The sequence below is a fragment of the Parapusillimonas granuli genome (assembly GCF_013416525.1).
Lineage (GTDB): Bacteria > Pseudomonadota > Gammaproteobacteria > Burkholderiales > Burkholderiaceae_B > Parapusillimonas > Parapusillimonas granuli.
In genome coordinates this window covers 47,856-72,195 of record NZ_JACCEM010000015.1, presented here as the reverse complement: position 1 = coordinate 72,195, position 24,340 = coordinate 47,856, and the positions used below count along the sequence as shown (strand labels likewise).

Here is a 24,340-nt window from a genome sequence, read left to right as displayed (position 1 = left end):
TTTACATCCGGAACCAGTTCAGGATGGCGTCGAGGGGGCTGACGTTGAGCGCGTAATTGGCTTGCGCGCGCACCACCGGCTTGGCGCGGTAAGCCACCGAATACTTGGCCAGCGCCAGCATTTTCAGGTCGTTGGCGCCGTCGCCCACGGCGATGATCTGCTCGGGCGCCGCCGCCAGCTCTTGCGCCAGCGACGCCAGGCGCGCCGCCTTGCCCTGGGCGTCGACGATGTCGCCCTGCACGCGCCCGGTAAGCTTGCCGCCGCTGACGTCCAGCACGTTCGCATGGCAGGCGTCCAGGCCCAGCCTGGCCTTCAGCCTTTCGGTGAAGAAGGTGAACCCGCCCGACACCAGCAAGGTCTTCAGGCCGTAGCGGCGCGCCGTCCCGATCAGGTTTTCCGCGCCCGGGTTCAGGCGCAGCCGCTGTTCATAGACGCTTTCCAGCGCGGCGGCCTCGACGCCCTCGAGCAGCGCCACGCGCCGTCTGAGGCTTTCAGCGAAGTCCTTGATCTCGCCGCGCATGGCGGCTTCGGTGATGGCCGCGACCTCGGCCTTGCGTCCGGCCATGTCGGCGATCTCGTCTATGCATTCGATGTTCACCAGCGTGGAATCCATGTCCATCGCCAGTATCCTGCAGTCGCGCAAGCGCGCGATCTGGTCGAAGAAGGCGTAGTCCATGCCGAATTCGTCACAGCATGCCTGCACTTCCGGCCGGGCGTCCGGGTCCACGTCCAGCAGGCGCACCGCCGTGTTGCCCAGCTCCTGCACGCCGCCCGCGCTGGCGATGGCGGCGATTTTTTCGATGTTGGAGGCGACCAGATTGGGCGCCTGCAAAATGAGGTGTGTCATGTCAGAGTGTTGCGGCCGCGGCCTTGCCGGATTTGCGCCGGCGCATCAGATAGCGGAATACGAATCCGGGATAGCCCAGCACCAGGAACAGGCTGAGTGTAATGGCGAAGAACTCCCAGGTCTTGGGAAAGAGATTGCCCATGTTGGCCTCGAAGCCGAAGCCGATGGCGCCCACCAGCACGTAGAATACCAGCACCTCGAGCAGGCTGGAGAAAAACGGCTTGTCGGCCTGGGAAGCCCCGCCACCGCGGCGCCGGCCCGGATAGGCGAGCAGCGCGACCGCGATGCCGAAGACCGCCAGGAGCTTGACCATGAACAAGGCGACCGACGCGGCGTCCGAAGCCATGAAGAATGCGCCCGCAAGCGCCCAATAGCCGCCGTAGGCCAGGGCCGCCAGGGCGGCGAAGAACAGCGCGGACTCCAGCAGCCGGCGCCAGGCGGGGCGCGGCGGCTCGCCGGCCCGCTGCGCCCAGGGCAGCGCCAGCAAGGGGCGCCGCAGCACGAAAGGCAGGTTGGCCGTGACGAGCGACAGGCCGATGAGAAACCAGACCGCGAACTCCTGTGTCATGCGGTCAGAACTTCAAGGAGCTCTCGATGACCTGGACGCACAGCGTCATGAGGCCGCCCGGCAATATGCCCAGCACCAGGATCAGGGCGCCGTTCAGGGACATCAGCCCGTTGGTGACGACGCCGGTGTTGACCGGGACCAGCTCGCCTTCGGGCTCGTCGAAGTAGGCGACCTTGACCACGCGCAGATAGTAGAAGGCCCCGATGAGCGAGAACAGCACCGCGATCACGGCCATGGTGACGTAGCCCGCGCCGACCAGCGCCTGCAGCACCGCCAGCTTCGCATAGAAGCCCGCCATGGGCGGAATGCCGGTCAGCGAGAACATGGCCAGCAGCAGCAGCCCGGCCAGCACCGGGTTGCGGCGGTTCAGGCCTTTCAGGTCGGCGATTTCCTCGCATTCGAAGCCCTCGCGGCTCAGGAGCAGGATCAGGCCGAAGGTGACCAGCGTGGTCAGCACGTAGATGACCACGTAGAACAGCGCCGAGCCGTAGGCCCAGCCCGCCACGGCGGCCTGCCCTTCCACGACGCCCGACAGCAGGCCCAGGAATACGAAGCCCATGTGCGAGATCGTGGAATAAGCCAGCATGCGCTTGAAGTTGGTCTGCATGATGGCGGCCAGGTTGCCGATGGCCAGCGACAGGACGGCCATCAGGAGCAGCATGGGCTGCCAGTCGATGGCGATGCCGTGCAGGCCTTCGATCAGCAGGCGCAGCGTGATCGCGAACGCCGCGAACTTGGGCGCCGCGCCGACGATCAGCGTGACCGAGGTCGGAGCGCCCTGGTAGACGTCGGGCGTCCACATGTGGAACGGGGCGGCCGTTAGCTTGAACGCCAGCCCGGACACGATGAACACCACGCCGAAGACCAGCGGCAGGCGCTCGGCGTTGCCGCTGCCGATGACCTGGGCGATCAGGCGCATGTCGAGCTGGCCGGTCGCGCCGTAGATCATGGACATGCCGTACAGCAGCACGCCCGAGGCCAGCGCGCCCAGCACGAAGTACTTCATGGCGGCCTCGGTGGCCTTGATGTGGTCGCGGCGCAGCGCGACCAGGGCGTACAGGGCGAAGGACATGAGTTCCACGCCCAGGTAGACCGTGATCATGCTGCCGGCGGAGATCATGATCATCTGCCCCAGCAGGGCGAAGAGCGCCAGGCAATAGAGTTCGCCGCCGTGCTTGACCATGTCGCGGCGTTCGGAGTATTCGCGGCCGTAGATCATGGTGGCCGCGACCGCGATGTAGGAAAGCACCTTCAGGAAATGCGCCAGGTCGTCGACGACGTACAGCCCGCCGAAGGAATTGCCCCGCACGCCGGCGCTCCATTGCCACAGGGAGATCACCGTGAGCACCAGCATGGCGCCTATGCTCAGCGTGAAGGTCGTGTGGCGGGACTCGGTCTTGTTGAAGGCGTCGACCAGCAATATGGCGCAGGCCATGATCAACAGCGAAATCTCGGGCGTAGCCAAAGCGAAGTCAAATGGATTTTGCATAGTATTTCAGGTCTACAGTTTCGAGATTGAGACGTGCTGCAACAAGGCCTGCACCGACACATGCATGACATCTGTAAACGGTTTCGGATGGATACCCATGTAAAGCACCGCGATGGCCATGACGCCCAGGATGAAGAATTCGCGCGGGCTGAGGTCGCTCATGCCGCGCACCTGGTCGTTGCCGATGTCGCCGAAGGCCACGCGCTTGAGCATCCAGAGCGAATAGGATGCGCCCAGGATCAGCGAGGTCGCCGCCAGCAGGCCTATCCAGTAGTTGTATTCCACCGCGCCCATGATGACCGTGAATTCGCCCACGAAGCCGCTGGTGGCCGGCAGGCCGGCGTTGGCCATGGAGAACAGGACGAAATACGTGACGAAGCGCGGCATGACGTTGATGACGCCGCCATAGGCGTCGATGCGGCGCGTGTGCAGGCGGTCGTACAGCACGCCGATGCACAGGAACATGGCGCCCGACACGAAGCCGTGGGAGATCATCTGCACGATCGCGCCTTCGAGGCCGGCCGTGTTGAACACGAAGAAGCCGAGCGTCACGAAACCCATGTGGGCGACCGATGAATAGGCCACCAGCTTCTTCATGTCGTCCTGGACGATGGCCACCAGGCCGATGTAGATGACCGCGATGAGCGACAGGGCGATCATCAGCCCGGCCAGGCCTTGCGAGGCGTCGGGCGTGATCGGCAGCGAGAAGCGCAGGAAGCCGTAGGCGCCCAGCTTCAGCATGATGGCGGCCAGCACCACCGAACCGCCGGTGGGGGCCTCGACGTGGGCGTCCGGCAGCCAGGTGTGCACCGGCCACATCGGGACCTTGACGGCGAAAGCCGCCAGCAGCGCGAGGAAGATCAGGACCTGGGGCGTGTAGTCCAGCTTGAGCGCGTGCCAGGTCAGGATGTCGAAGGAGCCGTCGGCCGCATGCCACAGGTAGATGAAGGCGACCAGCGTGAGCAGCGAACCCAGCAAGGTGTACAGGAAGAACTTGAACGCCGCGTACACCCGGTTCGGGCCGCCCCACACCCCGATGATCAGGTACATCGGAATGAGGGTCGCTTCGAAGAACACATAGAACAGCATGCCGTCCAGCGCCGCGAACACGCCGACCATCAGCCCCGACAGAATCAGGAAGGCGGCCATGTACTGCGAAATCCGGCTGGTGATGACTTCCCAGCCGGCCAGCACCACGATGACGGTGATGAAGGCCGTGAGCAGGACGAACCAGAGCGAGATGCCGTCGATGCCGAGGTGGTAGTTGACCGCGAAGGTGTCGATCCAGGATGCCTTTTCGACGAACTGCATGTCGGCCGTATCGGGATTGAAGCCCGTGTACAGCGGCAAGGTCACCAGGAAGCCCGCGACGGCTCCGACCAGCGAGATCCTGCGCGTGAAGCCGGGACGGTCGTCGCTGCCCAGCAGCAGCACCAGCAGGCCCGCAACAATGGGAACGAAAATCGCGAGCGTTAACCAGGGGAAAGTAGAAGACGCCATATCGCTTGCCATCAGTGAACCGTCAGCACAAAAAAGGTTAATAAAGCCATGATCCCGATGATCATCGCAAAGGCGTAGTGATAGATGTAGCCGGACTGCAGGTGCCGGCTGACCGCCGCCACCCAGCCCACCACGCGGGCGCTTCCGTTGACGACCAGGCCGTCGATCAGGCCGCGGTCGCCGGCCTTCCAGAAGCCGTGGCCCAGGCAGCGCGCCAGGCGCGCCACCACCTGTTCATTGAACCAGTCGGCGTAATACTTGTTGTCCAGGATGCGGTTGATCCCGGACAGGTTGCGATGGATGGCGGCCGGCACCTTGGGATTGACCATGTAGCAATACCAGGCGACCACGAAGCCGGCGATCATCAGCCAGAACGGCACGGTGACGAAGCCGTGCAGCGCGTAAGCCACCCAGCCGTGCCAGTGCGAGGCCAGCTCCGCCATGGCGGGGTGCGCGGGCAGGACGGCGATGGCGCCGTCGAAGAACTTGCCGAACAGCAGCGGATCGATGAACCACGCGCCGGCGACGACCGACGGGATGGCCAGCAGCGCCAGCGGCAGCGTGACGACCCACGGGGATTCGTGCGGCGCGCCGCCGTGGTGCCCGTGATCGCCGTGCCCATGGCCCGCATGCCCGTGGACGTCGAAGCGTTCCTTGCCGTGGAAGACCAGGAAGTACAGCCTGAAGGAATACAGCGAGGTCACGAAGACGCCGATCAGCGTCGCGTAGTAGCCGAAGCCCGCGCCCCAGACGTTGGCCGCGCCCGCCGCTTCGATGATGTGCTCCTTGGAGTAGAAGCCGGCGAAGAACGGCGTGCCGACCAGCGACAGCGTGCCGATCAGGAAGGTGATCCAGGTGATGGGCATGTACTTGCGCAGACCGCCCATGTTGCGGATGTCCTGGTCGTGGTGCATGCCGATGATGACCGAGCCGGCCCCAAGGAACAGCAGCGCCTTGAAGAAGGCGTGCGTCATCAGGTGGAAGATGGCCGCGGAGTAGGCCGACGCGCCCAGCGCGACCGTCATGTAGCCCAGCTGGGACAGCGTGGAATACGCCACGACGCGCTTGATGTCGTTCTGGACGATGCCCAGTATGCCCAGGAACAGCGCGCCGATGGCGCCGATCACGATCATGACCGACAGGGCCGTGCCGGATTGCTCGAACAGCGGCGAGAAGCGCGCGACCATGAAGATGCCCGCCGTCACCATGGTGGCGGCGTGGATCAGCGCGGAAATCGGCGTGGGGCCTTCCATGGAGTCCGGCAGCCAAGTGTGCAGCGGCACCTGGGCCGATTTGCCCATGGCGCCCACGAAGAGCGATATGCACGCCACCGTCAGCAGCTGCCAGTCGGTGCCCGGGAAGGCCAGGCCGGCCAGCTTGTCGCTTTGGGCGAAGATGTCGCCGTAGTGCATGCTGCCCGCGTAGGCGAACAGCAGCCCGATGCCCAGGATGAAGCCGAAGTCGCCCACGCGGTTGACCAGGAAGGCCTTCATGTTGGCGAAGATGGCCGTGGGCCGCGTGTACCAGAAGCCGATCAGCAGGTAGGACACCAGGCCCACCGCTTCCCAGCCGAAGAACAGCTGCACCATGTTGTTGGACATGACCAGCATCAGCATGGAGAAGGTGAAGAGCGAGATGTAGGCGAAGAACCGCTGGTAGCCCGGGTCGTCGGCCATGTAGCCGATGGTGTAGATGTGCACCATCAGCGAAACCGAGGTGACCACGACCATCATGAGCGCGGACAGCGGGTCGATCAGGAAGCCGAGCTCCAGCTTGGTCGTGCCGATGATCGACCAGGTATATAGCGTGCCGTCGTAGGTATGCCCGTCGAGCACCTGGAACAGCACCATGACCGAACCGATGAACGATACCGCCACCAAGGCGATGGTGAGCATGTGCGAACCGCGGCGGCTCACCCAGCGGCCCAGGAAGCCGGTGCCGAACAGGCCGGCCAGTATGGCGCCCGCCAGCGGCGCCAGCGCGATCAACAAGTAGAGATTTGGTGAATTCATGATTTGTGCAATCCCATCAACCCTTGAGCTGGTCAAGCGCGTCAACATTGATCGTATTCAGGTTGCGGAACAGCAACACCAGGATCGCCAGCCCGATGGCGGCTTCAGCGGCCGCCACCGTCAGCACGAAGAACACGAACACCTGGCCGGCGGTGTCGCCGAACCAAGTGGAGAACGCCACGAAATTCATGTTTGCGGCAAGCAGCATGAGCTCGATGGACATCAACAGGATGATGAGATTGCGGCGATTCAGGAAGAAGCCGAAGATGCCGATGGCGAAGAGTATTGCGCCTAGTATCAGGTAATGGGCAAGTGTCAATGTCATTTGGTATCCCCTTGGGCTTTTTCCGCAGCGCCTGCGGCGGGTATTTCGGCCTGTGAAGGCATGCTGACCAGGCGCACGCGGTCCTGGGCGCGCACCTTGACCTGCTGCGAAGGATTGGTGCGCTTGACGTCGCTGCGCCGCCGCAGCGTCAGGGCAATGGCCGATATCATGCCCACCAGCAGCACGATGCCGCCCACCTGCACGGCCAGGACGTAGTCCGTGTACATGGCCACGCCCAGCGCGTGCGTATTGTTGTAGTCATCGGCCACCGGCGCCGCGGGGCCGGCGTCGAGCCAGGTGCTGGCCAGCACGAAGGCCATCTCCAGCACCATGATCAGCCCGATCAGCAGGCCGGCGGGCAGATAGGCCTTGAAGCCGGCGCGCAGGGTGTCCATGCGCACGTCCAGCATCATCACGACGAACAGGAACATCACCATGACGGCGCCGACGTAGACGACGACGAGCAGCAGCGACAGGAACTCGGCGCCCAGGAGCATCCAGATCATGGAAGCCGTGAAGAACACCAGGATGAGATGCAGCACGCCGGTGACGGGACTGGTGGCGGTGACGACGCGAAACGCGGCGATCACGAGGACCAGCGCCAGCAGATAAAACAGGACAGTGGAAAAAATCATAGGTGTCTGGTCCGGCATCAACGATAAGGGGCGTCTTCTGAGCGACGGCGCGCGATCTCGGGTTCATAGCGGTCCCCGACGGCCAGTAGCATGTCCTTGGTGAAGTACAGGTCGCCGCGCTTCTCGCCGTGGTATTCGGAGATGTGCGTCTCGACGATGGAGTCCACCGGACAGCTCTCTTCACAGAAACCGCAGAATATGCATTTGGTCAGATCGATGTCGTAGCGCGTGGTGCGGCGGGTGCCGTCCTCGCGCTCCTCGGATTCGATCGAGATCGCCAGCGCGGGGCAGACGGCTTCGCACAGCTTGCACGCGATGCAGCGCTCTTCCCCGTTCGGGTAGCGCCGCAAGGCGTGCAGCCCGCGGAACCGCGGCGACGCGGGCGTCTTTTCCTGCGGATACCGCAAGGTGACCTTGCGCTTGAAGAAATACTTGCCGGTCAGGCGCATGCCCTTGAGCATTTCGGACAGCATCAAACTGCCGAAGAAATCTTTGATTGCTTCCATAATCTTCTAGCCCCTGTGTCCTATTGCCATATGTTCCAGGGCGTCTGCATCCAGATCGCCACGACAAGCAGCCAGATGCCTGTCAGGGGGATGAACACTTTCCAGCCCAGACGCATGATCTGGTCGTAGCGGTAGCGCGGGAACGTCGCACGGAACCATATGAACATCGAAACCACGACGAAGGTCTTGACGCCCAGCCAGAGCCAGCCCGGAATCCAGGTGAGCGGCGCGATGTCCAGGGGCGGCATCCAACCGCCCAGGAACATGATGGACGCCATGGCCGAGAGCAGGATCATGTTCGCGTATTCCCCCAGGAAGAACAGCGCGAAGCCCATGCCCGAGTATTCGACCATGTGGCCGGCCACGATTTCGGATTCGCCTTCGACCACGTCGAAGGGGTGGCGGTTGGTTTCGGCCACCGCCGACACCACGTAGATGACGAACAGCGGCAGCAGCGGCAGCCAGTTCCAGGACATGAAGGTGATGCCCTTGGAGGCGAACCAGCCGGCTCCCTGCCCTTCCACGATGCCGCTGAGGTTCAAGGTGCCCGACACCAGCAGCACGGTGATGAACACGAAGCCGATGGCCAGCTCGTAGGACACCATCTGGGCGGCGGCGCGCAGCGCCCCCAGGAAGGCGTACTTGGAGTTGGACGCCCAGCCCGCGACGATGACGCCGTAGACGCCCAGGGACGTGATGGCCAGCACGTACAGCAGGCCGGCGTTCACGTCGGCCAGCACGACTTCGGGGCCGAAGGGAATGACCGCCCAGGCCGCCAGGGCGGGCATGAGGGTGACGACCGGCGCCAGCACGTACAAGACCTTGTTGGCCTTGCTGGGCACGATGACTTCCTTGGTGAGAAGCTTGAAGACGTCGGCGAACGGCTGCAGCAGCCCGCGGTAGCCCACCCGGGTGGGGCCCAGGCGGACGTGCATGGCGCCGATCATCTTGCGCTCCCAGTAGGTGAGGTAGGCGACGCACAGAATGATGGGCACGGCGATGACGACGATCTTGACGAGCGTCCAGACGACCAGCCAGGCGGTCGGGCCCAGCAGGCCCACGCCATAGTTTTCAAGAACTGTAAGCCACTCCATTAGACTCGCTCCACCGTGAGTTGGCCGGAACCGCCGCCCAGCGCCAAGGTTTCATTGAAGGCCGTGGCGATGCGCACGCAGCCCGGGGCGACCGTGTCGTCCTGCAGCACGGGCAGAACGGCCTCGCCCTGGGCGCTGCGCACGCGCACGGCGGCGTCGGGGCCGATGCCCAGGCCGGCCAGCGTGCCGGCCGACATGCGGGCCCTGGGCGGCTGCGACGCGGAAGTCTGTTGCAAGGGCTCGGAACGGCGCACGAGGGCGTCGCTGCGATAGATGGGCACGTCGGCCACCCTTTCCAGGCCCGACGCGGGCGCGGCCAGGCCGGGCTGGGCCGCGACCTGGTTGGACAGGCGCGCCTCGACCCCGCCGACCATCACGGAATCGCGCACCGATTCGGAGGTTTCGTCGTCGAAGCCCTGGAGATCGAGCAGGTTGCCCAGCACGCGCAGCACCTTCCAGGCGGGACGGGTGTCCGCGTGCGGCGCGGCAACCCCCTTGAAGCTCTGCACCCGGCCCTCGATGTTGACGAAGGTGCCGGAGGTTTCCGTGAAAGGCGAGATGGGCAGCATGACGTCGGCCCAGTCTTCCGCCGCCGAGCGGAAGGAAGTCAGCGCGACCTTGAACGAGGCCGACTTGAGCACCTGCAGCGCGCGGGCGCCGTTGTCGGCATCGAGGGCGGGTTCGGCGTGCAGCACCACATAGGCTTTCAGCGGCTGCTGGAGCATCTGGTCGGCGGTGAGGCCGCCGCGGGCCGGCACGGCCCCCGCCAGGTAGCCGCCCACGGTATTGCCGCCGGAGCTGAGGAAGCCCAGCGTCGCCCGGGCGGCCTTGGCGACTTCCGATGCGTTGGCGGCGATCAGGCCGGCCTGGTTCGAGGCCATGGCCATGTCGCCCAGGAAGACGCCGACGCGCTGCCCGGAGGCCAGGCCGGCCGCGATCCGGCGGGCGGCTTCGGAGGCCTGGACATTGGAGAAGCCTTCCGGAACCCGGCCTTCGGCGCCGCCCTGGGACAGGGCGACCAGCACTTCGGCCAGCGCGTTGGGCAGCTGGCTGGGGGCCACGGTGATGCGGCCCGCGACCGGGAACAAGGGGTCTTCGGCCGCCGAGTCGATGAAGAAGATCTGCGTGCCGCGCTTGGCCGCCTGGCGCAGGCGCTGGGCCAGCAGAGGCTGTTCCTTGCGCAGGATGGAACCGACCACCAGGACGCGGTCGAGCTCGCCGAATTCGGCCACCGACATGCCCAGCCAGGGCACGCCGGGGATGGCCTGGTCGAGCGCCGGATCGGTGGCGCGCAGGCGGAAATCGACGTTCTCGGAGCCGATGGCGCGCATCAGGCGAGCCAGCAGCGCGAGTTCTTCGGTGGTGGCCATGGGGCTGCCGATGCCGCCGATCTGGTTGCCGCCGAACTGTTCGCGCACGGTGTTCAGGCCCTGGGCGACGACTTGCAGCGCGTCGGTCCAGGAGGCTTCGCGCCATTGGCCGTCCTCGCCCTTCACCATGGGGTGGGCGAGGCGGTCCGGGGTGTACAGGCCTTCATAGGAGTAGCGGTCGCGGTCGCTGATCCAGCATTCGTTGACGTCTTCGTTCTCGAAGGGCACGACCCGCAGCACGCGGTCGAGCTTGGTCTGCACGACCAGGTTGGCGCCCAGGCTGTCGTGCGGGCTGACCGAGCGGCGCCGGGCCATTTCCCAGGTGCGCGCGGAAAACTTGAACGGCTTGGAAAGCAAGGCGCCCACCGGGCAGATGTCTATCATGTTGCCGGAGAGCTCGGACTCGACCGCCTTGCCGACGAAGGTGGTGATTTCGGAGTGCTCGCCGCGGTTGACCATGCCGATTTCCATGATGCCGCCGATTTCCTGGCCGAAGCGGATGCAGCGGGTGCAATGGATGCAGCGCTGCATGCCGTCGGTGGAAATGAGCGGCCCCATGCTCTTGGCCACGACCACGCGCTTTTCTTCTTGATAGCGCGATGCCGACGCGCCGTACCCGACGGCCAGGTCCTGCAACTGGCATTCGCCGCCCTGGTCGCAGACCGGGCAATCGAGCGGGTGGTTGATCAGCAGGAATTCCATGACGCTCTTCTGGGCCGCGATGGCCTTGGGCGAGCGCGTGTGCACGATCATGCCGTTGGTGACCGGAGTGGCACAGGCGGGCAGGGCCTTGGGCGCCTTTTCGACGTCGACCAGGCACATGCGGCAGTTGGCCGCCACGGAAAGTTTTTTGTGATAGCAGAAATGCGGCACGAACACCCCGAGCTTGTGCGCAGCCTGGATAACCATGCTGCCCTCGGGGGCCTCTACTTTGATGCCGTCGATGGTGAGTTCAACCATTAGCGTGTCCTGACCCTACAGATATTTGGGCACCACACAGCGCTTGTGCTCGATGTGGTGTGCGAACTCGTCGCGGAAATGCTTGATGAAGCTGCGTACCGGCATGGCCGCGGCATCGCCCAGCGCACAGATCGTGCGGCCCATGATGTTGTGGGCGACGTTGTCGAGGACGTCGAGGTCCTCGGGGCGGCCCTGGCCGTTTTCGACGCGCGCCAGCATGCGATAGAGCCAGCCCGTGCCTTCGCGGCAGGGCGTGCACTGGCCGCAGCTTTCCTCGTAATAGAAATAGGACAGGCGCAGCAGGGATTTCACCATGCAGCGGGTTTCGTCCATGACGATGACGGCGCCCGAACCCAGCATGGAACCGGCCTTCGCGATGGAATCGTAGTCCATGTTGGTTTGCATCATGATGTCGGCCGGCAGCACGGGCGCGCTGGAGCCGCCCGGAATCACCGCCTTGAGCTTGCGGCCGCCGCGCATGCCGCCGGCGAGCTCGAGCAGCTTGCTGAACGGCGTGCCCAGGGGGATTTCGTAGTTGCCGGGCAGTTCGACGTCGCCGGAAACCGAGAACAGCTTGGTGCCGCCGGCGTTGGGCACGCCGATGTCGAGGTATTCCTGGGCGCTGTTGCGGAAGATCCAGGGCACGGCCGCGAAGGTTTCCGTGTTGTTGATGGTGGTGGGCTTGCCGTACAGGCCGAAGCTGGCGGGGAACGGCGGCTTGAAGCGCGGCTGCCCCTTCTTGCCTTCGAGCGATTCCAGCAGGGCGGTTTCTTCGCCGCAGATGTAGGCCCCATAGCCGTGGAAGGCATGCAGCTGGAAGTTGAAGCCCGAGCCCAGGATGTTGTCGCCCAGGAAGCCGGCTTCGCGCGCCTGTTCCAGGGCGCGTTCGAAGCGCTCGTAGATTTCGAAGATTTCGCCGTGGATGTAGTTGTAGCCCACGGTGATGCCCATGGCGTAGGCGGCGATCGCCATGCCTTCGATCACGATGTGCGGATTGAAGCGCAGGATGTCGCGGTCCTTGAAGGTGCCCGGCTCGCCTTCGTCGGAGTTGCACACCAGGTACTTCTGCCCCGGCAGCGTGCGCGGCATGAAGCTCCATTTCAGGCCGGTGGGAAAGCCCGCGCCGCCGCGGCCGCGCAGGCTGGAGGCCTTGACTTCGGCGATGACGTCGTCGGGCGTCATGCCCGTGGTCAGGATCTTGCGCAGGGCCTCGTAGCCGCCGCGCTTGACGTAGTCTTCAATGCCCCAGTTCGAGCCGTCCAGCCCCGCGACGATCTGGGGGTTGATGTGGCGGCCGTGGAAGATCATGCTGGTGGACAGGTCGTCGCCCGGGTTGGGCGTGAGTCCTTCCGAAAACCGCTGCAACAGACCGGGCGCGCTCATGCCGACTCCCCGTGCTGTTTGAGTTCCTGGATCATGGCATCTATCCTTTCCGGAGACATGCGTACGCACATGTGGTGGTTGTTCATGAGCATGACCGGCGAATCGCCGCAAGCGCCCATGCACTCGCCTTCCATCAGGGTGAAGAGGCCGTCGGGCGTGGTCTCGTGGAAATCGATGCCCAGCTTCTGCTTCAGGTAATCGGCCGCCTTCACGCCGTCGCGCAAGGCACAGGGCAGGTTCGTGCATACCGTGATCTTGAAGCGGCCCACGGGATGCGTGTTGAACATGTTGTAGAAGGTGGCGACTTCCTGTACCGCTATGGAAGGCACGCGCAGATAGGCGGCGACGTCTTCGATGACTTCAGTGGATACCCAGCCTTTCTCTTCCTGTGCGATGGTCAGCGCCGCCATGATGGCGGACTGTTGCTGGTCCTGGGGGAACTTGGTGAGCTCCCGGTCGATTTTCTGATAGGCTTGTTCGGAAAGCAGCATATTTTGAATCCGGTTTTTACCTTGGCTCGCGCCGTTAACGGTCGATTTCGCCAAACACGATGTCTTGCGTGCCGATGATGGTGACGGCGTCGGCGATCATGTGCCCGCGCGCCATTTCGTCCATGGACTGCAGGTGGGCGAAGCCGGGCGCGCGTATCTTCATGCGGTAAGGCTTGTTGGCGCCGTCGGACACCATGTAGATGCCGAACTCGCCCTTCGGGTGCTCGACGCCCGCATAGACTTCGCCGGCCGGCACGTGCATGCCTTCGGTGAAGAGCTTGAAGTGGTGGATGAGGTCTTCCATGCCCGTCTTCATTTTTTCGCGCGGAGGCGGAGCGACCTTGTGGTTGTCCACGATGACCGGGCCGGGGTTGTTGCGCAGCCATTCCACGCACTGCCGGATGATCCGGTTGCTTTCGCGCATTTCGGCCACGCGCACCAGGTAGCGGTCATAGCAGTCGCCGTTCACGCCGACGGGGATGTCGAATTCCAGGCGGTCGTAGACTTCATAGGGCTGGGTGCGGCGCAAGTCCCATTCGACGCCGGAACCGCGCAGCATGGGGCCGGTAAAGCCCAGCGCCTTGGCGCGGTCCGGGTCGACGACGCCCACGCCCACCAGGCGCTGCTTCCAGATGCGGTTGTCGGTCAGCAGGGTTTCGTATTCGTCGACGCAGGTGGGGAAGCGGTTGGTGAAGTCTTCGATGAAATCGAGCAGCGAGCCGGAGCGCGCCTCGTTCATGGCGCGCAATTCCTTTTCGCCGCGGTACTTGCTGGACTGGCCGTACTGCGGCATGGCGTCGGGCAGGTCGCGATACACGCCGCCCGGCCGGTAGTAGGCCGCATGCATGCGCGCGCCGGAAACCGCTTCGTAGCAGTCCATGAGGTCTTCGCGTTCGCGGAAGGCGTACAGGAAGACGGCCATGGCGCCGACGTCGAGCGCGTGCGAGCCCAGCGACATCAGGTGGTTGAGCAGGCGGGTGATTTCGTCGAACATGACGCGGATGTACTGCGCCCGCAGCGGGACCTCGATGCCCAGCAGTTTCTCGACCGCCATGACGTAGGCGTGCTCGTTGCACATCATGGAGACGTAGTCCAGGCGGTCCATGTAGGGCAGCGCCTGCAGGAAGGTCTTGTGCTCGGCCAGCTTCTCGGTGGCCCGGTGCAGCAGGCCGATGTGCGGATCGGCGCGCTGGATGACTTCGCCGTCCAGTTCCAGTACCAAGCGCAGCACGCCGTGGGCGGCCGGGTGTTGAGGACCGAAGTTCAGTGTGTAGTTCTTGATGTCAGCCATGCTTTAACGCCCCGCTCCGTAGCCTTCTTCCCGTACGACGCGCGGGTTGATCTCGCGCGGTTCGATCGTGACGGGCTGATAGATGACCCGCTTCTGCTCGGTGTCGTAGCGCATCTCGACGTTGCCCGACAAGGGGAAGTCTTTGCGGAAGGGGTGCCCGATGAAACCGTAGTCGGTCAGGATGCGGCGCAGGTCGGGGTGGCCGTCGAAAATGATGCCGAACAGGTCGAAGGCTTCGCGCTCGTACCAGTTGACGGCCGGCCAGACGTCGACCAGGGAGGCGATGACGGGGAATTCCTCGTCTTCGATGTAGGCCCGCACGCGCAGCCGCGTGTTGTTCTTGACCGACAGCAGGTGCAGGACCACCGCGAAGCGATGGGGATGCACGCTGTAGTCGGGCACGTGGGTGGGCGCCCCCCAGGCGGAATAATCGATGCCGCAAAGGTCGATGCAGGTATCGAAGCCCAGGGCCGGCGTATCGCGCAAGGCGGTACAGGCATCGACCCAGTCCTTGGCCGGCACCACGAGCGTGAGCTCGTCGAGGGCCAGCGTGAGCGTGGCGGATTCGCCAAAAGCGGCCTGCAGGTTGTTTTGTAGCGTTTCGAGCCTAGTCATATCTCTAAGTTCAACGTTAAGAGCGGCGGCCGGGCGGCTTAGCGCGCGATGGTGTTGGTCAGGCGGATCTTGTTCTGCATTTGCAGCAGGCCGTAGACCAGGGCCTCGGCCGTGGGAGGACAGCCGGGCACGTAGACGTCGACTGGAACGATGCGATCGCAGCCGCGCACCACCGAATACGAATAATGGTAATAGCCGCCGCCGTTGGCACAGGAGCCCATGGACACCACCCAGCGCGGCTCGGCCATCTGGTCGTACACCTTGCGCAGGGCGGGGGCCATCTTGTTGCACAGCGTGCCGGCCACGATCATGAGGTCGGACTGGCGCGGGCTGGGGCGGAAAATAATGCCGAATTGGTCCAGGTCGTAGCGCGCCGCGCCCGCGTGCATCATTTCGACCGCGCAGCAGGCAAGACCGAAGGTCATGGGCCACAGCGAGCCCGTCTTGGCCCAGTTCAGGAACTTGTCTGCGCTGGTGGTGATAAAGCCTTCTTTCATAATGCCGTCGATAGCCATATATTTGCCTCGTAGGTCAGCCGGATGCATGGCACCCGCACCGACAAAAACACAAGCGGCGTCACCGCCATGCGAGCGGCCCGAAGCCTTGCGCTTCAGGGCCGGCCGTTATTCCCAATCGAGCGCGCCTTTTTTCCACTCGTAGATGAAGCCCACGGTGAGAATGGCAAGAAACACCATGACGGTCCAGAAGCCGACCAGCCCGACGGTTCCGTTGGCGATGGCCCATGGGAACAAAAATGCGATTTCCAGATCGAACATGATGAAGAGGATCGCAACCAGGTAATAACGCACGTCGAATTTCATGCGCGAGTCGCCGAAGGCTTCGAAGCCGCATTCGTACTGCGACAGCTTTTCTTCATAGGGCCGATGCGGGCCAAGCAGGCGTCCGGCGGCAAGCAGCGCAAAACCTATCAGCGTCGCAACGATAATAAACAGCAGAACGGGAAAGTACTGTTGCAGATTCATCCGGGGCGTCCAATCACAATAAATAAACTCTCGGATTGTAGCATTTCGAGCGCGTCATTCGGCTGAAAGTCCCTGAACGGAAACAAGTTTATGACCGCGCGCAAACCTTTCTTCACTAGGAAAAAGCGCGCAGCAAAAAGCCACCCGCGAGGGGTGGCTTTTTGCTGCAAGCCTGGCTTGCCGCTTTTTGCATCGGCCCGGAAAACCGGGCCGACTCGGTGCATAGCGAGCTATGCGAACCGATTAGAAGCGGTGACGCAGGCCGACGCCGATGACGGTCGACTTGGCATCGGGCAGGAACTGGGCGTGCTTGGTGTACGAACCGAGAGCGTACACGTTGGTGCGCTTGGACAGGTCGTAGGTGTAGCCCAGGCTGTACGTTTGCTGCTTGTCGGTGTCCAGATCGGTGCCGTTCCATGCATCGGGGTTGCTGCGCGGATCAGCCATGTGCCAGGAAGCCAGGATCTTGCCAGCGCCCAGGGGAGCGGACAGACCAACCAGGTAGGAGTTGATCTTCAGGCCTTCGGCGTTGATTTGGCCGGTGGGCAGTTGGCTGCCGAAGCTTTCAGCCGCGAACAGACCATTGCGGGTTTGGCCATAAGCCAAGTGCAGCTTGACGACTTCGAAGTCGTACGCTGCGCCCAGGTTCCAGGCGCGGACCGTGAAGCCTTGCGAGGAAGTCTTGGTCTGGTCGTAGCTCAGAGCAGCGGTCAGAGGACCGTTGGCGTAGCGCAGACCGGTGGTGATGCCGCGGTTGTTGGGATCGTCGTTGCCGCTGATCTTGAACTGTTGCGTGCCGCTGGTACGGAAGGAGTAACCTGCACCAAACTGGAAGCCCGAGAAGCTGGGGGTTTGATACATGATCATGTTGTCCCAACGAACGGTGTTGACGGCCGTGAAGGCGGCACCGATGTTGGCTTGGCCAAAGCCTTGGGCGAACGGATCGATCGCGCCGAAGTACTTGGAACCGATGTTGGTTTGACGACCGACGTCCAGACGGCCCCATGCGTCGCTTTGCAGACCCAGGGTGGCTTGACGGCCGAACAGGCGATCGCTGTTGGTGCTGGAGCTGGACTGAGCCTGTTGGCCGGTGCCCAGATCAAAGCCGCTTTCCACTTGGAAAATGGCTTGCAGGCCATTGCCCAGATCTTCGGTACCACGCAGACCCCAACGGTTGCCGGACTGAACGCCGTTGATCATGCCAGTCTTGGTCGCTTTGGAATCGGTCGCGCCAGTGCGGCTAGCCGAGTAGCTGGTGTTACCTTTGACTTGTTGATAGCCAATACCACCGTCCAGGATACCGTAGAGGGTAACCGACGTTTCTGCTTGAGCAACGCCAGCGAAGCCGGCGACTAGAGCAGCAGCGAGCAGAGTCTTTTTCATGTAAGAAATCTCCGTAGATTTGAGTAACTAGAGCAGCGACTACCAAACTGTGCTGCTGCTCTTTCTAACTCCGCGATGGGAAGTTGCTGCTATTGCATCAAAATTCCGGCCCCATGGCTACGACCGGTTCAGCAAAAGATGCGTTTTTCGCTGTCTCTGTTGGCTAACAACAACAGAACAGCCTCGGGAGAAACAAAAAGTAAGGGATTACCCGAGGCTTTTTTGTGGCGGCGACACGACAGCGCAGGCCCTCGTTTTTGCTTTAAGCACGGTTTTAAGTATGCGCCGCAAGCACCTGTTTTTATTGATGCTTTTACGGATCCTCCCGGCATGGAAAAATCGCACGTTTTTCAATGGCTTACCTGCCTGGATCCGCAAAAAATAGCGAAAATTCACCTTTCCGGAGCCTGTACGCCGCGACGCATTCCTGGATAATGTAACGATCGCCGCGACCGGCGCCCGCGCCGTGGCCCGTCGACGCTGCCGGGCCCTAGACGCGGCGCAGGTGGTTGTCCCAGGCCACGCCGCGCGTGACCGGATCGGCAAGCGCGAAGCCATTGTCCGGCGCGGCTCTTGCCAGGCGGCCGTCGCCGCTGCTGATCAGGAAGCCGCCACCCGGCGCCGCCGCGACGCCGCAGCCGTCGAACACGGCGCAAGCGCCCACGCAGCGGCCGCCGGCCGCGTCCCAGAACACCGTCACGCCGCCCACCGGGCTGGTCGCCGCCACCAGCCCGCTATGCGGGTCATAGGCAAGCGAGCCTATATAGTTCCTCATGGCGCGCTGCGTATCGCCCGGCGCCGCGTACAGTTCGGCGGCCCGTCCGCGCCGGTGCCGCCCCAGCAGCGGGGGCTGGCGGGTTCCGGGCCCCGTGTACTGGCAGGCGAACCACACGTGGCCGGCGCCGTCCACCACCAGGTGCCGGATGGAAAGGCGGTTCAGCGCGTCGTCCAGGAAGACCTGCTCCGCCAGTTCGCCCGTGGCAAGATCCAGATAAGCCAGGGAAGGCCGCATGGTGTCGGCATTGAGCTGCAGCTTGCCGTAATCGGGATGCGTCAGGATGCCGCCGTTGGCCACGCACAGCGTGCGCCCGTCGGGCAACAGCACGGCTTCGTGCGGGCCGACGCCGCCCGTGGGGTATTCGCCCAGGCGCCGGTAGCCCCCGCCGGCCGCGCAATCGTATACGCCCACCACGCCCCGCCCTGCTTCATAGTCGTTTTCCGTCGCGTACAAGCGCCGGCCGTCCGGGGCATACACGCCATGCCCGTAGAAGTGGCGCCCCGGCGCGACGTCCAGGACCAGCGGCTCGCGTTCGCGGTAGAGATCCACCGCCATCGCGAAATAGCCCGGCTGGCGGCCAAAGACGACGCAGCGCCGCCGCTCGCCGTCTATGGCGAAGCTATGCCCCCTGCCGGGCAGGGCCACGGCCAGGCGGTCGCGCGCCCGCCCGTCGAACAGCGCCATTTCGTAATGGCCGCCGTTCTTTCTTGCGGCAAGATAAAGCGCGCCGTCCCGCGGCCGGCCTTGGGCCGACGCCCGCGGCCCAAGGCCCGCGCACAGGCCGCCCAGCGCAAGGGCCGACAGCAAGCGGCGCCGTTCAATCCCCATCGAGCGCATTGAAGCCTATCCTCACGCCGAAAGCCGGCGCCACGTGTTCGTCGATGATGTCTTTTGCATTCTTCAAGACCAATGAAGCCAGCTGCAGGCGCCGATGGCCTTCAGCGGAGTGCAAGCCTTCCTCCCAGGCGGGAAACGCCTCGAAGCCCTGCGCCGCGCGCAGCAGCTCGCCGCGCACGCCTTCGTCCATCCATTGCTCGTCCCGCCGGTATGCATAGGCGCCGGCAACGTAAAATCGGTACAGGCCGTCGATTCCCCATTGCTGCGACCTGGCCGCCAGCCCGCTGCGCCAGAACGGAGCCCGGCGCGGCCTGGCGTCCTGGGCGCTTGCGCCCAGGACCGGCTGCAGCTTGACGGTACGCGCGAATTGCAATCCGGTCGACAAGGCCTTGAAGGCCTCGGACGCGACTTCGCGCTGATCGCGATACAGCGCCCGGCCGGGCGCGGGCTGCACGAATTGACGCCCGAATTCGCTGTCCGCGCGCCACTCGGCCGCCAGTTCGGCGCCGATGGCGGCGAGGTTGCCGGCCACGGCCTGGGCATGGCCGCAGCTGCGCCGCGGGGCGGCGGCCGGCTGCGACAGCAGGCCGTGCTCTCTATAGAGCAGGTATTCCAGCGCGGGCAAGCCCTGCAGCGCCACGCTTTGCGTGGCCAACGCCGCGACGTCGGGCATTTCACCCGTGCCGTCGACGAGCTGGCGCACTTGCCGCAAGACGACGCCTCGGGGATCCGGCCAGAAATGAACGCGCTCGTAGCGGTTCTGTTCCATCAGCGGGCCGAAGCGCAGGAACTCGATGTACGACCAGGCGCGCACCACGGCGGCGAACTCGCGGCCCACGGCCTGGCTGGTCGTCGCGGCCGGCCGGGCGCAGTGCGCATCCAGCGCCTCTTGCAGAGCGCGGGTGGAATCGTGAAATTCGCGCATGGCGGGTTGTATATAGGCTTGCAGCAGACGTTCGCCCAGATCGGGAGGCAGCGTGGCGGCCCGGACCGCCGGCGCGGCAAGCGGCAGCGCCCACGATGCCAACGACACCGCCAGCGCCACGGCCGGTTTCACCGCCGCCTGCATCGCCGGCGCCGCCGCCATCGCGCGCGCCGCCAAGCCGCCCGCTGCCGCCGCCCATCGCCCCACGCCGCAGCATATTTTCCACGGGCTCATAAGGACTCCAGAAACCGTATCAAGTCCGCCCGCTGCGCGGGCGTCATGGCGCGGACGCGGTCACGGGCCGCCTGCGCCTCGCCCCCATGCCAGAGTATGGCTTCCAGCAAGCTGCGCGCCCGCCCGTCATGCAGCCACGTCGCGGCCGGATTCACCACTTTCGTCAGGCCTATGCCCCACAAAGGCGGGGTGCGCCATTCGCGCCCGGAAGCCTCGCCCTCCTCCACGCCGTCGGCCAGGCCCGGGCCCATGTCGTGCAGCAGCAGGTCGGTATAGGGCCAGATCAGCTGGAAGCGGTGCTCGGGCCGGTCCGCATCGCGCCGCGTCACGTACTTGGGCACGTGGCAGCCGATGCAATTGGCCTCGTAGAACAGCTTTTTCCCGGCGAGCACGCGCGCGTCGTCGACCTCCCTGCGCTGCGGCACGGCCAGATTGAGCGCATAGATGGCCACCAGGTCCATCAAGCGCCCCGGCACTTCGTGCTCGCCCAGATGCGGCTGCGCCCCGTGAGGCATGGCGCGGCAGGCTTGCTGCAGCGGCGTGCAATCGCCGTAATGGTCAGGGAACAGCGGCGAGGACAAACCCATGTCGCCCGAAAAAGCCTTGGCCGACTGGCGCGCCACCGAGGGCTCCGCCGCCTTCCAGTTGAAGCGGCCCAAGATCCGCCCGCCCGTGCCGGGATCGACCGCCCAATTGGGCCTGCCCGAAATGCCGTCTCCGCGCTCCGCCGCGGCATTGGCCAGGATATCGTCCGGGTGAATGGCTTCCAGCAGCCCCAAGCCCGGCATGGGCGGCGCCAGGCGCGGGGAGATGCGCACGTCGGGGTGCATGGGCCCATAGCCCAGCTTCCCCAGCTCATAGCTGGGCGCCATCAGCGATGCCGGCGCTTCGCCGTTCAAGTCGACCGGGATCTCGCGATACGAGATGCGGATCTCCCCTTCCGCCGGCAAGCCGGCCACGGCGAAGGGCTGGAACTGATGGCCGTACACCGGATCGGGAATCATCCGCCTGCCGGCGTTTTTCAACCGCTCTCGGGCCTCTTGGGCGGTGTCCGGCAGCGACAGCCGCAGCAGCAGGGCCACGGCGTCGGCCTGCTGCAGGGGATCGAAGCCCGGAACGGAGCCGCGGCCGTCCTTCACATGACAAGCCTGGCACGACCGCGCGTTGAACAAGGGCCCAAGGCCGTCCGACGCCTGGGTGGAGGACGGCGAGGAAACCCAATCCTTGCGGAACAGGCCGTTGCCGACCATGAAGTCCTGGCGGCCCGCGAAATCGAGGTTGGCGGCGGGATGCGAGAAAATATCGGGGTTGATCAGCTTGCGGACCGTGCCCGCGCCGCCCTGCATGGCCTCGAAAGACTCCGCCCGCTCGAATTGCGTGGCGGGCGCCGTGACGCGCCGGACGCGCGAGCGGTCTTCGTCGGACAGGTCGGCGCGCGGCGGCTCGGCCGCCGCGGCCCAGCCCGCGCAGGCGGCCAGCAGGCAGGCGAGAAAGGCGGAGGGGTGCACGCTGTTCGCCGCCGGGGGCGCCTACTGGAAGACGGCGGACGGGTTGTCCAGGCTGTCCGAGCCTTCCAGCTGGATCCGGCCCAGGTCCAGCGCTGTCACGACGCGCTCTATGCTGCGCGTCTGCGCCACCAGCGCGTCGATGACGGCCTGCACCACGGCGTTGCCCTCGGCATTGCCCTGGGCGATCATCTGATCGTAGGTTTCGACCTGCTCCGCCCTGTTCTTCATGGCTCGCATGGCGGACAGCGTCTCGTCCAGGCGGGCGCGCATTTCCTGGTCCAGCGCCGGGTCGCGCCCGCGGACCAGATCCGACAGCGACGGCCCCCGCACCCGGGTGCCGTCCACCCGCTGGTATTCACCCAGATAGACGTTCATCATGCCGACCTGGTTGTAGAAATGCGAGTTGTGGGTGTTGTCGGAAAAGCAATCGTGTTCTTCTTCGGGATCATGCAGCATGAGCCCCAGCTTGATGCGCTCGCCCGCCAGCTCGCCGTAGGAAAGGCTGCCCAGGCCGGTCAGCATGGCGACCAGGCCCGCCTGGGCGTCTTCCTGGACGGTCTGGCGCGCTTCGCCGCCGCCCTTCCAGTTGGCCACCATTTCCTCGAGGTCGGACACGAGCATGTCGGTCGCCACCTGCAGGTATTGGCCGCGCCGGTCGCAATGTCCGCCCGTGCAATGGCGCACGTCGTAGTCCGTATGAGGCCGGTTGCCCGCATGCCGCTCCTGCGGCGTGCCCCGGCGGCCGTCCGGCGCGGGGCCCGTGCCGTTCAAGTCCTGGCCCCACAGCAGGAATTCGATCGCGTGGTAGCCGGTCGCCACATTGGCTTCGTTGCCGTCGGCCTCGTGCAGGACTTCGCGCAGCAGCCTGGCGTCGATGCGGCCGGCGTCCACCGATTTTCCGCCGACTTTCAGCTGCCTGTTGGCAATGACGTTCACGACGTAATAGGCGTTGGCGTCGGAATCCGTGCCGTAGGACGCGTCGACGTAGTCGATCAGGCCTTCATCCAGCGGCCAGGCGTTGACCCTGCCCTCCCAGTCGTCGACGATGGGATTGCCGAAACGATAGGCTTCGGTCTGCTGGTAGGGGACGCGCGCGTCCAGCCAGGCCTTGCGCGCGGCGGCCATCGAGGCGGCGCTGGGCTTGGCCACCAATTCCTGCACGGCCGCCTGCAAGGTCTTGGCGGTGGACAATGCGTCTTCGTATTCCGCCAGGGCGATGTCGGCATAGGTTTCGAGCACGGCGGACGGCGTGACGTCGGCGTGGGCGGCCATGCCGAACATTGCGATCCCCAGACCGCTGGTCAACAGCCATTTGCGCATGATTTTCCCCTGACACGGAAGCAAAGCGCAATTGTAAACGCTTTTCATTAACAAAAGCCCCGCCGGGCGGATCCGCGGGCCGCCGGCATGGAACTTGCTGCGTGACCGCACACTCTCGGCAAGGAACGGCATATGGCTGCTGGCGGCAGGCGCGCCCTCTGGAAAGGCGCGATTTCTTTCGGTCTGGTCCATATCCCCGTCGCCCTGTATTCGGCGACGGAAAGCCAGGACCTGGATTTCGACTGGCTGGACGAGCGCAGCATGGAGCCCGTCGGATACAAGCGGGTCAACAAGGTGACCGGCAAAGAGGTCAAGAAGGAGCATATCGTCAAGGGCATCGAGTACGAGGATGGGCAGTACGTGGTGCTGTCGCCGGACGAAATCGCCGCCGCTTACCCCAAGACCACGCAGACGGTGGAGATCGAAACCTTCGTGCCGATCGACGACATCCCCTTCGCCTATCTGGAACGCCCGTATTACCTGGCGCCGGTCAACAAGGGCGCGAAAGTGTATGCGCTGCTGCGCGAAGTGCTGGCCAAGAACGACAAGGCGGGGATCGCCAAAGTCGTGATCCACACCCGCCAGCACCTGGCCGTCGTCATGGCCTGCGGGCGCGCGCTGATCCTCAACCTGATGCGCTGGGAAAGCGAGCTGCGCGGCACCGAGGACCTGAACCTTCCCGAGAAAGGCATCAAAGCCAACGGACTGAGCGCCAAGGAGCTGGGCATGGCCGAACAACTGGTCGACAGCATGAGCGGCGCCTGGGAACCCGCCGGATTCTCCGACTCCTTCCGCGAACAGATCATTCTGCTGGTCAAGGAGAAGGCCGAAGCCGGCGAGCTGCATGCCGTCGCCGGCGCCGAGGCGATGGAAGAAGCCGCGCCCAGCGCCCGCATCTATGACCTGACGGAGATGCTGCAGCGCAGCCTCAACAAAGGCCCGGGCGGCGCCCGCAAGCAAACGCAACGCAGAGCCGCCGCGGAACGCGAGCCGGCCTCCGTCAAGGCGGCGCCGAGGACGGGGGCAAAAACCGCCGCCCGGCGGCCGGCAGGGGCCGCGAAAGCCGCCCAAGGCGCGGGCAAGCCCGCCGGCAAATCGGCCGCCAGGTCCGCTGCCAGAGCTTCCACCAAGTCAGCCGCCAAAGCTTCCACCAAGTCCGCCGCCAAACCGTCCGCCAAATCCGCCGCAAAATCCACCGCCAAGCCCACGGGCAAATCCGCCGCCGGGAAAACGGCCGCCAAGCCTCGCGGCGCGGCGCACAGGAACGGCGCGAAAGCGGCGTGACC

Annotated in this window: 23 protein-coding genes and 1 pseudogene; 2 read left to right on the top strand and 22 right to left on the bottom strand. The window is 64.7% G+C overall.

All coding sequences use genetic code 11. The annotated features are described in order from the left end of the window. Position 1 precedes the first annotated feature (1 nt). The 18 genes and pseudogenes from serB to H0A72_RS20815 all read right to left on the bottom strand — a co-directional run bounded on the left by serB (position 2) and on the right by H0A72_RS20815 (position 17,452). A complete protein-coding gene (gene serB, locus H0A72_RS20895) occupies positions 2-847 on the bottom strand; it encodes a phosphoserine phosphatase SerB (protein WP_180158450.1) in 846 nt (281 codons plus the stop codon). Position 848: 1 nt separating this feature from the next. Continuing rightward, positions 849-1,160 carry a DUF2818 family protein gene (locus tag H0A72_RS22540; protein ID WP_425502538.1) on the bottom strand — a complete coding sequence of 104 codons (312 nt, stop codon included), beginning with the start codon at positions 1,158-1,160 and terminating at the stop codon, positions 849-851. A gap of 159 nt (positions 1,161-1,319) precedes the next feature. After that, positions 1,320-1,415 (bottom strand): annotated as a pseudogene (locus H0A72_RS22535) (DUF2818 family protein); the annotation flags it as partial. Positions 1,416-1,419: 4 nt separating this feature from the next. Next, a complete protein-coding gene (nuoN, locus tag H0A72_RS20885) occupies positions 1,420-2,904 on the bottom strand; it encodes an NADH-quinone oxidoreductase subunit NuoN (RefSeq protein WP_180158448.1) in 1,485 nt (494 codons plus the stop codon). 12 nt (positions 2,905-2,916) lie between these two features. Then, positions 2,917-4,419, bottom strand: coding sequence for an NADH-quinone oxidoreductase subunit M (locus H0A72_RS20880; RefSeq protein WP_180158465.1), 1,503 nt, complete (start codon positions 4,417-4,419; stop codon positions 2,917-2,919). Beyond that, the gene (gene nuoL, locus H0A72_RS20875; protein ID WP_180158464.1) at positions 4,416-6,419 is read right to left on the bottom strand and encodes an NADH-quinone oxidoreductase subunit L; all 2,004 of its coding nucleotides are present in this window, start codon (positions 6,417-6,419) and stop codon (positions 4,416-4,418) included. Before nuoL ends, H0A72_RS20880 begins: the two co-directional genes overlap by 4 nt. A 13-nt stretch (positions 6,420-6,432) precedes the next feature. Further along, positions 6,433-6,741: an NADH-quinone oxidoreductase subunit NuoK gene (nuoK, locus tag H0A72_RS20870; protein ID WP_180158447.1), complete on the bottom strand. Its 309-nt coding sequence runs from the start codon at positions 6,739-6,741 to the stop codon at positions 6,433-6,435. Then, a complete protein-coding gene (locus H0A72_RS20865) occupies positions 6,738-7,376 on the bottom strand; it encodes an NADH-quinone oxidoreductase subunit J (RefSeq protein ID WP_180158446.1) in 639 nt (212 codons plus the stop codon). The genes nuoK and H0A72_RS20865 overlap by 4 nt, the downstream gene beginning before the upstream one ends. Before the next feature lie 17 nt (positions 7,377-7,393). Further along, positions 7,394-7,882 (bottom strand): NADH-quinone oxidoreductase subunit NuoI, encoded by a 489-nt coding sequence (gene nuoI / locus H0A72_RS20860; protein WP_180158445.1) that lies wholly within the window; start codon positions 7,880-7,882, stop codon positions 7,394-7,396. A 20-nt stretch (positions 7,883-7,902) separates the two neighbouring features. Then, on the bottom strand, positions 7,903-8,976 hold the full coding sequence (gene nuoH / locus H0A72_RS20855; RefSeq protein WP_180158444.1) for an NADH-quinone oxidoreductase subunit NuoH: 1,074 nt from the start codon (positions 8,974-8,976) through the stop codon (positions 7,903-7,905). Beyond that, a complete protein-coding gene (gene nuoG, locus H0A72_RS20850) occupies positions 8,976-11,306 on the bottom strand; it encodes an NADH-quinone oxidoreductase subunit NuoG (RefSeq protein WP_180158443.1) in 2,331 nt (776 codons plus the stop codon). Before nuoG ends, nuoH begins: the two co-directional genes overlap by 1 nt. A 15-nt stretch (positions 11,307-11,321) precedes the next feature. Continuing rightward, positions 11,322-12,689 carry an NADH-quinone oxidoreductase subunit NuoF gene (nuoF, locus tag H0A72_RS20845; protein WP_180158442.1) on the bottom strand — a complete coding sequence of 456 codons (1,368 nt, stop codon included), beginning with the start codon at positions 12,687-12,689 and terminating at the stop codon, positions 11,322-11,324. Further along, positions 12,686-13,180 carry an NADH-quinone oxidoreductase subunit NuoE gene (gene nuoE / locus H0A72_RS20840; protein WP_180158441.1) on the bottom strand — a complete coding sequence of 165 codons (495 nt, stop codon included), beginning with the start codon at positions 13,178-13,180 and terminating at the stop codon, positions 12,686-12,688. Before nuoE ends, nuoF begins: the two co-directional genes overlap by 4 nt. A 34-nt stretch (positions 13,181-13,214) precedes the next feature. After that, positions 13,215-14,471: an NADH-quinone oxidoreductase subunit D gene (locus tag H0A72_RS20835; RefSeq protein ID WP_180158440.1), complete on the bottom strand. Its 1,257-nt coding sequence runs from the start codon at positions 14,469-14,471 to the stop codon at positions 13,215-13,217. 3 nt (positions 14,472-14,474) lie between these two features. Next, the gene (locus tag H0A72_RS20830) at positions 14,475-15,086 is read right to left on the bottom strand and encodes an NADH-quinone oxidoreductase subunit C (protein WP_180158439.1); all 612 of its coding nucleotides are present in this window, start codon (positions 15,084-15,086) and stop codon (positions 14,475-14,477) included. 38 nt (positions 15,087-15,124) lie between these two features. Continuing rightward, positions 15,125-15,601, bottom strand: coding sequence for a NuoB/complex I 20 kDa subunit family protein (locus tag H0A72_RS20825; RefSeq protein ID WP_130008530.1), 477 nt, complete (start codon positions 15,599-15,601; stop codon positions 15,125-15,127). A 108-nt stretch (positions 15,602-15,709) separates the two neighbouring features. Next, positions 15,710-16,069: an NADH-quinone oxidoreductase subunit A gene (locus tag H0A72_RS20820; RefSeq protein ID WP_180158438.1), complete on the bottom strand. Its 360-nt coding sequence runs from the start codon at positions 16,067-16,069 to the stop codon at positions 15,710-15,712. A 243-nt stretch (positions 16,070-16,312) separates the two neighbouring features. Beyond that, positions 16,313-17,452 carry a porin gene (locus tag H0A72_RS20815; protein WP_180158437.1) on the bottom strand — a complete coding sequence of 380 codons (1,140 nt, stop codon included), beginning with the start codon at positions 17,450-17,452 and terminating at the stop codon, positions 16,313-16,315. Between the two features lie 138 nt (positions 17,453-17,590). Here H0A72_RS20815 and H0A72_RS20810 point away from each other — a divergent pair, with 138 nt between their 5' ends. After that, complete coding sequence (locus H0A72_RS20810) at positions 17,591-17,887, top strand: hypothetical protein (RefSeq protein ID WP_180158436.1); 297 nt, start codon at positions 17,591-17,593, stop codon at positions 17,885-17,887. Between the two features lie 55 nt (positions 17,888-17,942). On the opposite strand, the gene H0A72_RS20805 is transcribed toward H0A72_RS20810, so the two are convergent. The 4 genes from H0A72_RS20805 to H0A72_RS20790 are packed head-to-tail and all read right to left on the bottom strand — an operon-like array spanning position 17,943 to position 23,054. Continuing rightward, positions 17,943-19,058 carry a DUF1513 domain-containing protein gene (locus H0A72_RS20805; protein WP_180158462.1) on the bottom strand — a complete coding sequence of 372 codons (1,116 nt, stop codon included), beginning with the start codon at positions 19,056-19,058 and terminating at the stop codon, positions 17,943-17,945. Further along, entirely contained in the window at positions 19,048-20,226 is a 1,179-nt protein-coding gene (locus tag H0A72_RS20800) for an imelysin family protein (RefSeq protein ID WP_343060234.1), read from the bottom strand. The genes H0A72_RS20805 and H0A72_RS20800 overlap by 11 nt, the downstream gene beginning before the upstream one ends. After that, positions 20,223-21,734, bottom strand: a complete 1,512-nt coding sequence (locus H0A72_RS20795) for a di-heme oxidoreductase family protein (protein WP_180158435.1) — start codon at positions 21,732-21,734, stop codon at positions 20,223-20,225. Before H0A72_RS20795 ends, H0A72_RS20800 begins: the two co-directional genes overlap by 4 nt. Before the next feature lie 21 nt (positions 21,735-21,755). After that, positions 21,756-23,054, bottom strand: coding sequence for an imelysin family protein (locus tag H0A72_RS20790; protein WP_180158434.1), 1,299 nt, complete (start codon positions 23,052-23,054; stop codon positions 21,756-21,758). A gap of 132 nt (positions 23,055-23,186) precedes the next feature. Here H0A72_RS20790 and ku point away from each other — a divergent pair, with 132 nt between their 5' ends. Beyond that, positions 23,187-24,338, top strand: coding sequence for a non-homologous end joining protein Ku (gene ku, locus H0A72_RS20785; protein WP_180158433.1), 1,152 nt, complete (start codon positions 23,187-23,189; stop codon positions 24,336-24,338). Positions 24,339-24,340 lie beyond the last annotated feature (2 nt).

What these genes read in the sequence shown, in the direction of transcription:
- serB (WP_180158450.1), bottom strand. Translation starts at nt 847, where the DNA reads ATGACACACCTCATTTTGCAGGCGCCCAATCTGGTCGCCTCCAACATC.
- H0A72_RS22540 (WP_425502538.1), bottom strand. Translation starts at nt 1,160, where the DNA reads ATGGTCAAGCTCCTGGCGGTCTTCGGCATCGCGGTCGCGCTGCTCGCC.
- nuoN (WP_180158448.1), bottom strand. Translation starts at nt 2,904, where the DNA reads ATGCAAAATCCATTTGACTTCGCTTTGGCTACGCCCGAGATTTCGCTG.
- nuoK (WP_180158447.1), bottom strand. Translation starts at nt 6,741, where the DNA reads ATGACATTGACACTTGCCCATTACCTGATACTAGGCGCAATACTCTTC.
- H0A72_RS20865 (WP_180158446.1), bottom strand. Translation starts at nt 7,376, where the DNA reads ATGATTTTTTCCACTGTCCTGTTTTATCTGCTGGCGCTGGTCCTCGTG.
- nuoI (WP_180158445.1), bottom strand. Translation starts at nt 7,882, where the DNA reads ATGGAAGCAATCAAAGATTTCTTCGGCAGTTTGATGCTGTCCGAAATG.
- nuoH (WP_180158444.1), bottom strand. Translation starts at nt 8,976, where the DNA reads ATGGAGTGGCTTACAGTTCTTGAAAACTATGGCGTGGGCCTGCTGGGC.
- nuoG (WP_180158443.1), bottom strand. Translation starts at nt 11,306, where the DNA reads ATGGTTGAACTCACCATCGACGGCATCAAAGTAGAGGCCCCCGAGGGC.
- nuoF (WP_180158442.1), bottom strand. Translation starts at nt 12,689, where the DNA reads ATGAGCGCGCCCGGTCTGTTGCAGCGGTTTTCGGAAGGACTCACGCCC.
- nuoE (WP_180158441.1), bottom strand. Translation starts at nt 13,180, where the DNA reads ATGCTGCTTTCCGAACAAGCCTATCAGAAAATCGACCGGGAGCTCACC.
- H0A72_RS20835 (WP_180158440.1), bottom strand. Translation starts at nt 14,471, where the DNA reads ATGGCTGACATCAAGAACTACACACTGAACTTCGGTCCTCAACACCCG.
- H0A72_RS20830 (WP_180158439.1), bottom strand. Translation starts at nt 15,086, where the DNA reads ATGACTAGGCTCGAAACGCTACAAAACAACCTGCAGGCCGCTTTTGGC.
- H0A72_RS20825 (WP_130008530.1), bottom strand. Translation starts at nt 15,601, where the DNA reads ATGGCTATCGACGGCATTATGAAAGAAGGCTTTATCACCACCAGCGCA.
- H0A72_RS20820 (WP_180158438.1), bottom strand. Translation starts at nt 16,069, where the DNA reads ATGAATCTGCAACAGTACTTTCCCGTTCTGCTGTTTATTATCGTTGCG.
- H0A72_RS20815 (WP_180158437.1), bottom strand. Translation starts at nt 17,452, where the DNA reads ATGAAAAAGACTCTGCTCGCTGCTGCTCTAGTCGCCGGCTTCGCTGGC.
- H0A72_RS20810 (WP_180158436.1), top strand. Translation starts at nt 17,591, where the DNA reads ATGCGTTTTTCGCTGTCTCTGTTGGCTAACAACAACAGAACAGCCTCG.
- H0A72_RS20805 (WP_180158462.1), bottom strand. Translation starts at nt 19,058, where the DNA reads ATGGGGATTGAACGGCGCCGCTTGCTGTCGGCCCTTGCGCTGGGCGGC.
- H0A72_RS20800 (WP_343060234.1), bottom strand. Translation starts at nt 20,226, where the DNA reads ATGAGCCCGTGGAAAATATGCTGCGGCGTGGGGCGATGGGCGGCGGCA.
- H0A72_RS20790 (WP_180158434.1), bottom strand. Translation starts at nt 23,054, where the DNA reads ATGCGCAAATGGCTGTTGACCAGCGGTCTGGGGATCGCAATGTTCGGC.
- ku (WP_180158433.1), top strand. Translation starts at nt 23,187, where the DNA reads ATGGCTGCTGGCGGCAGGCGCGCCCTCTGGAAAGGCGCGATTTCTTTC.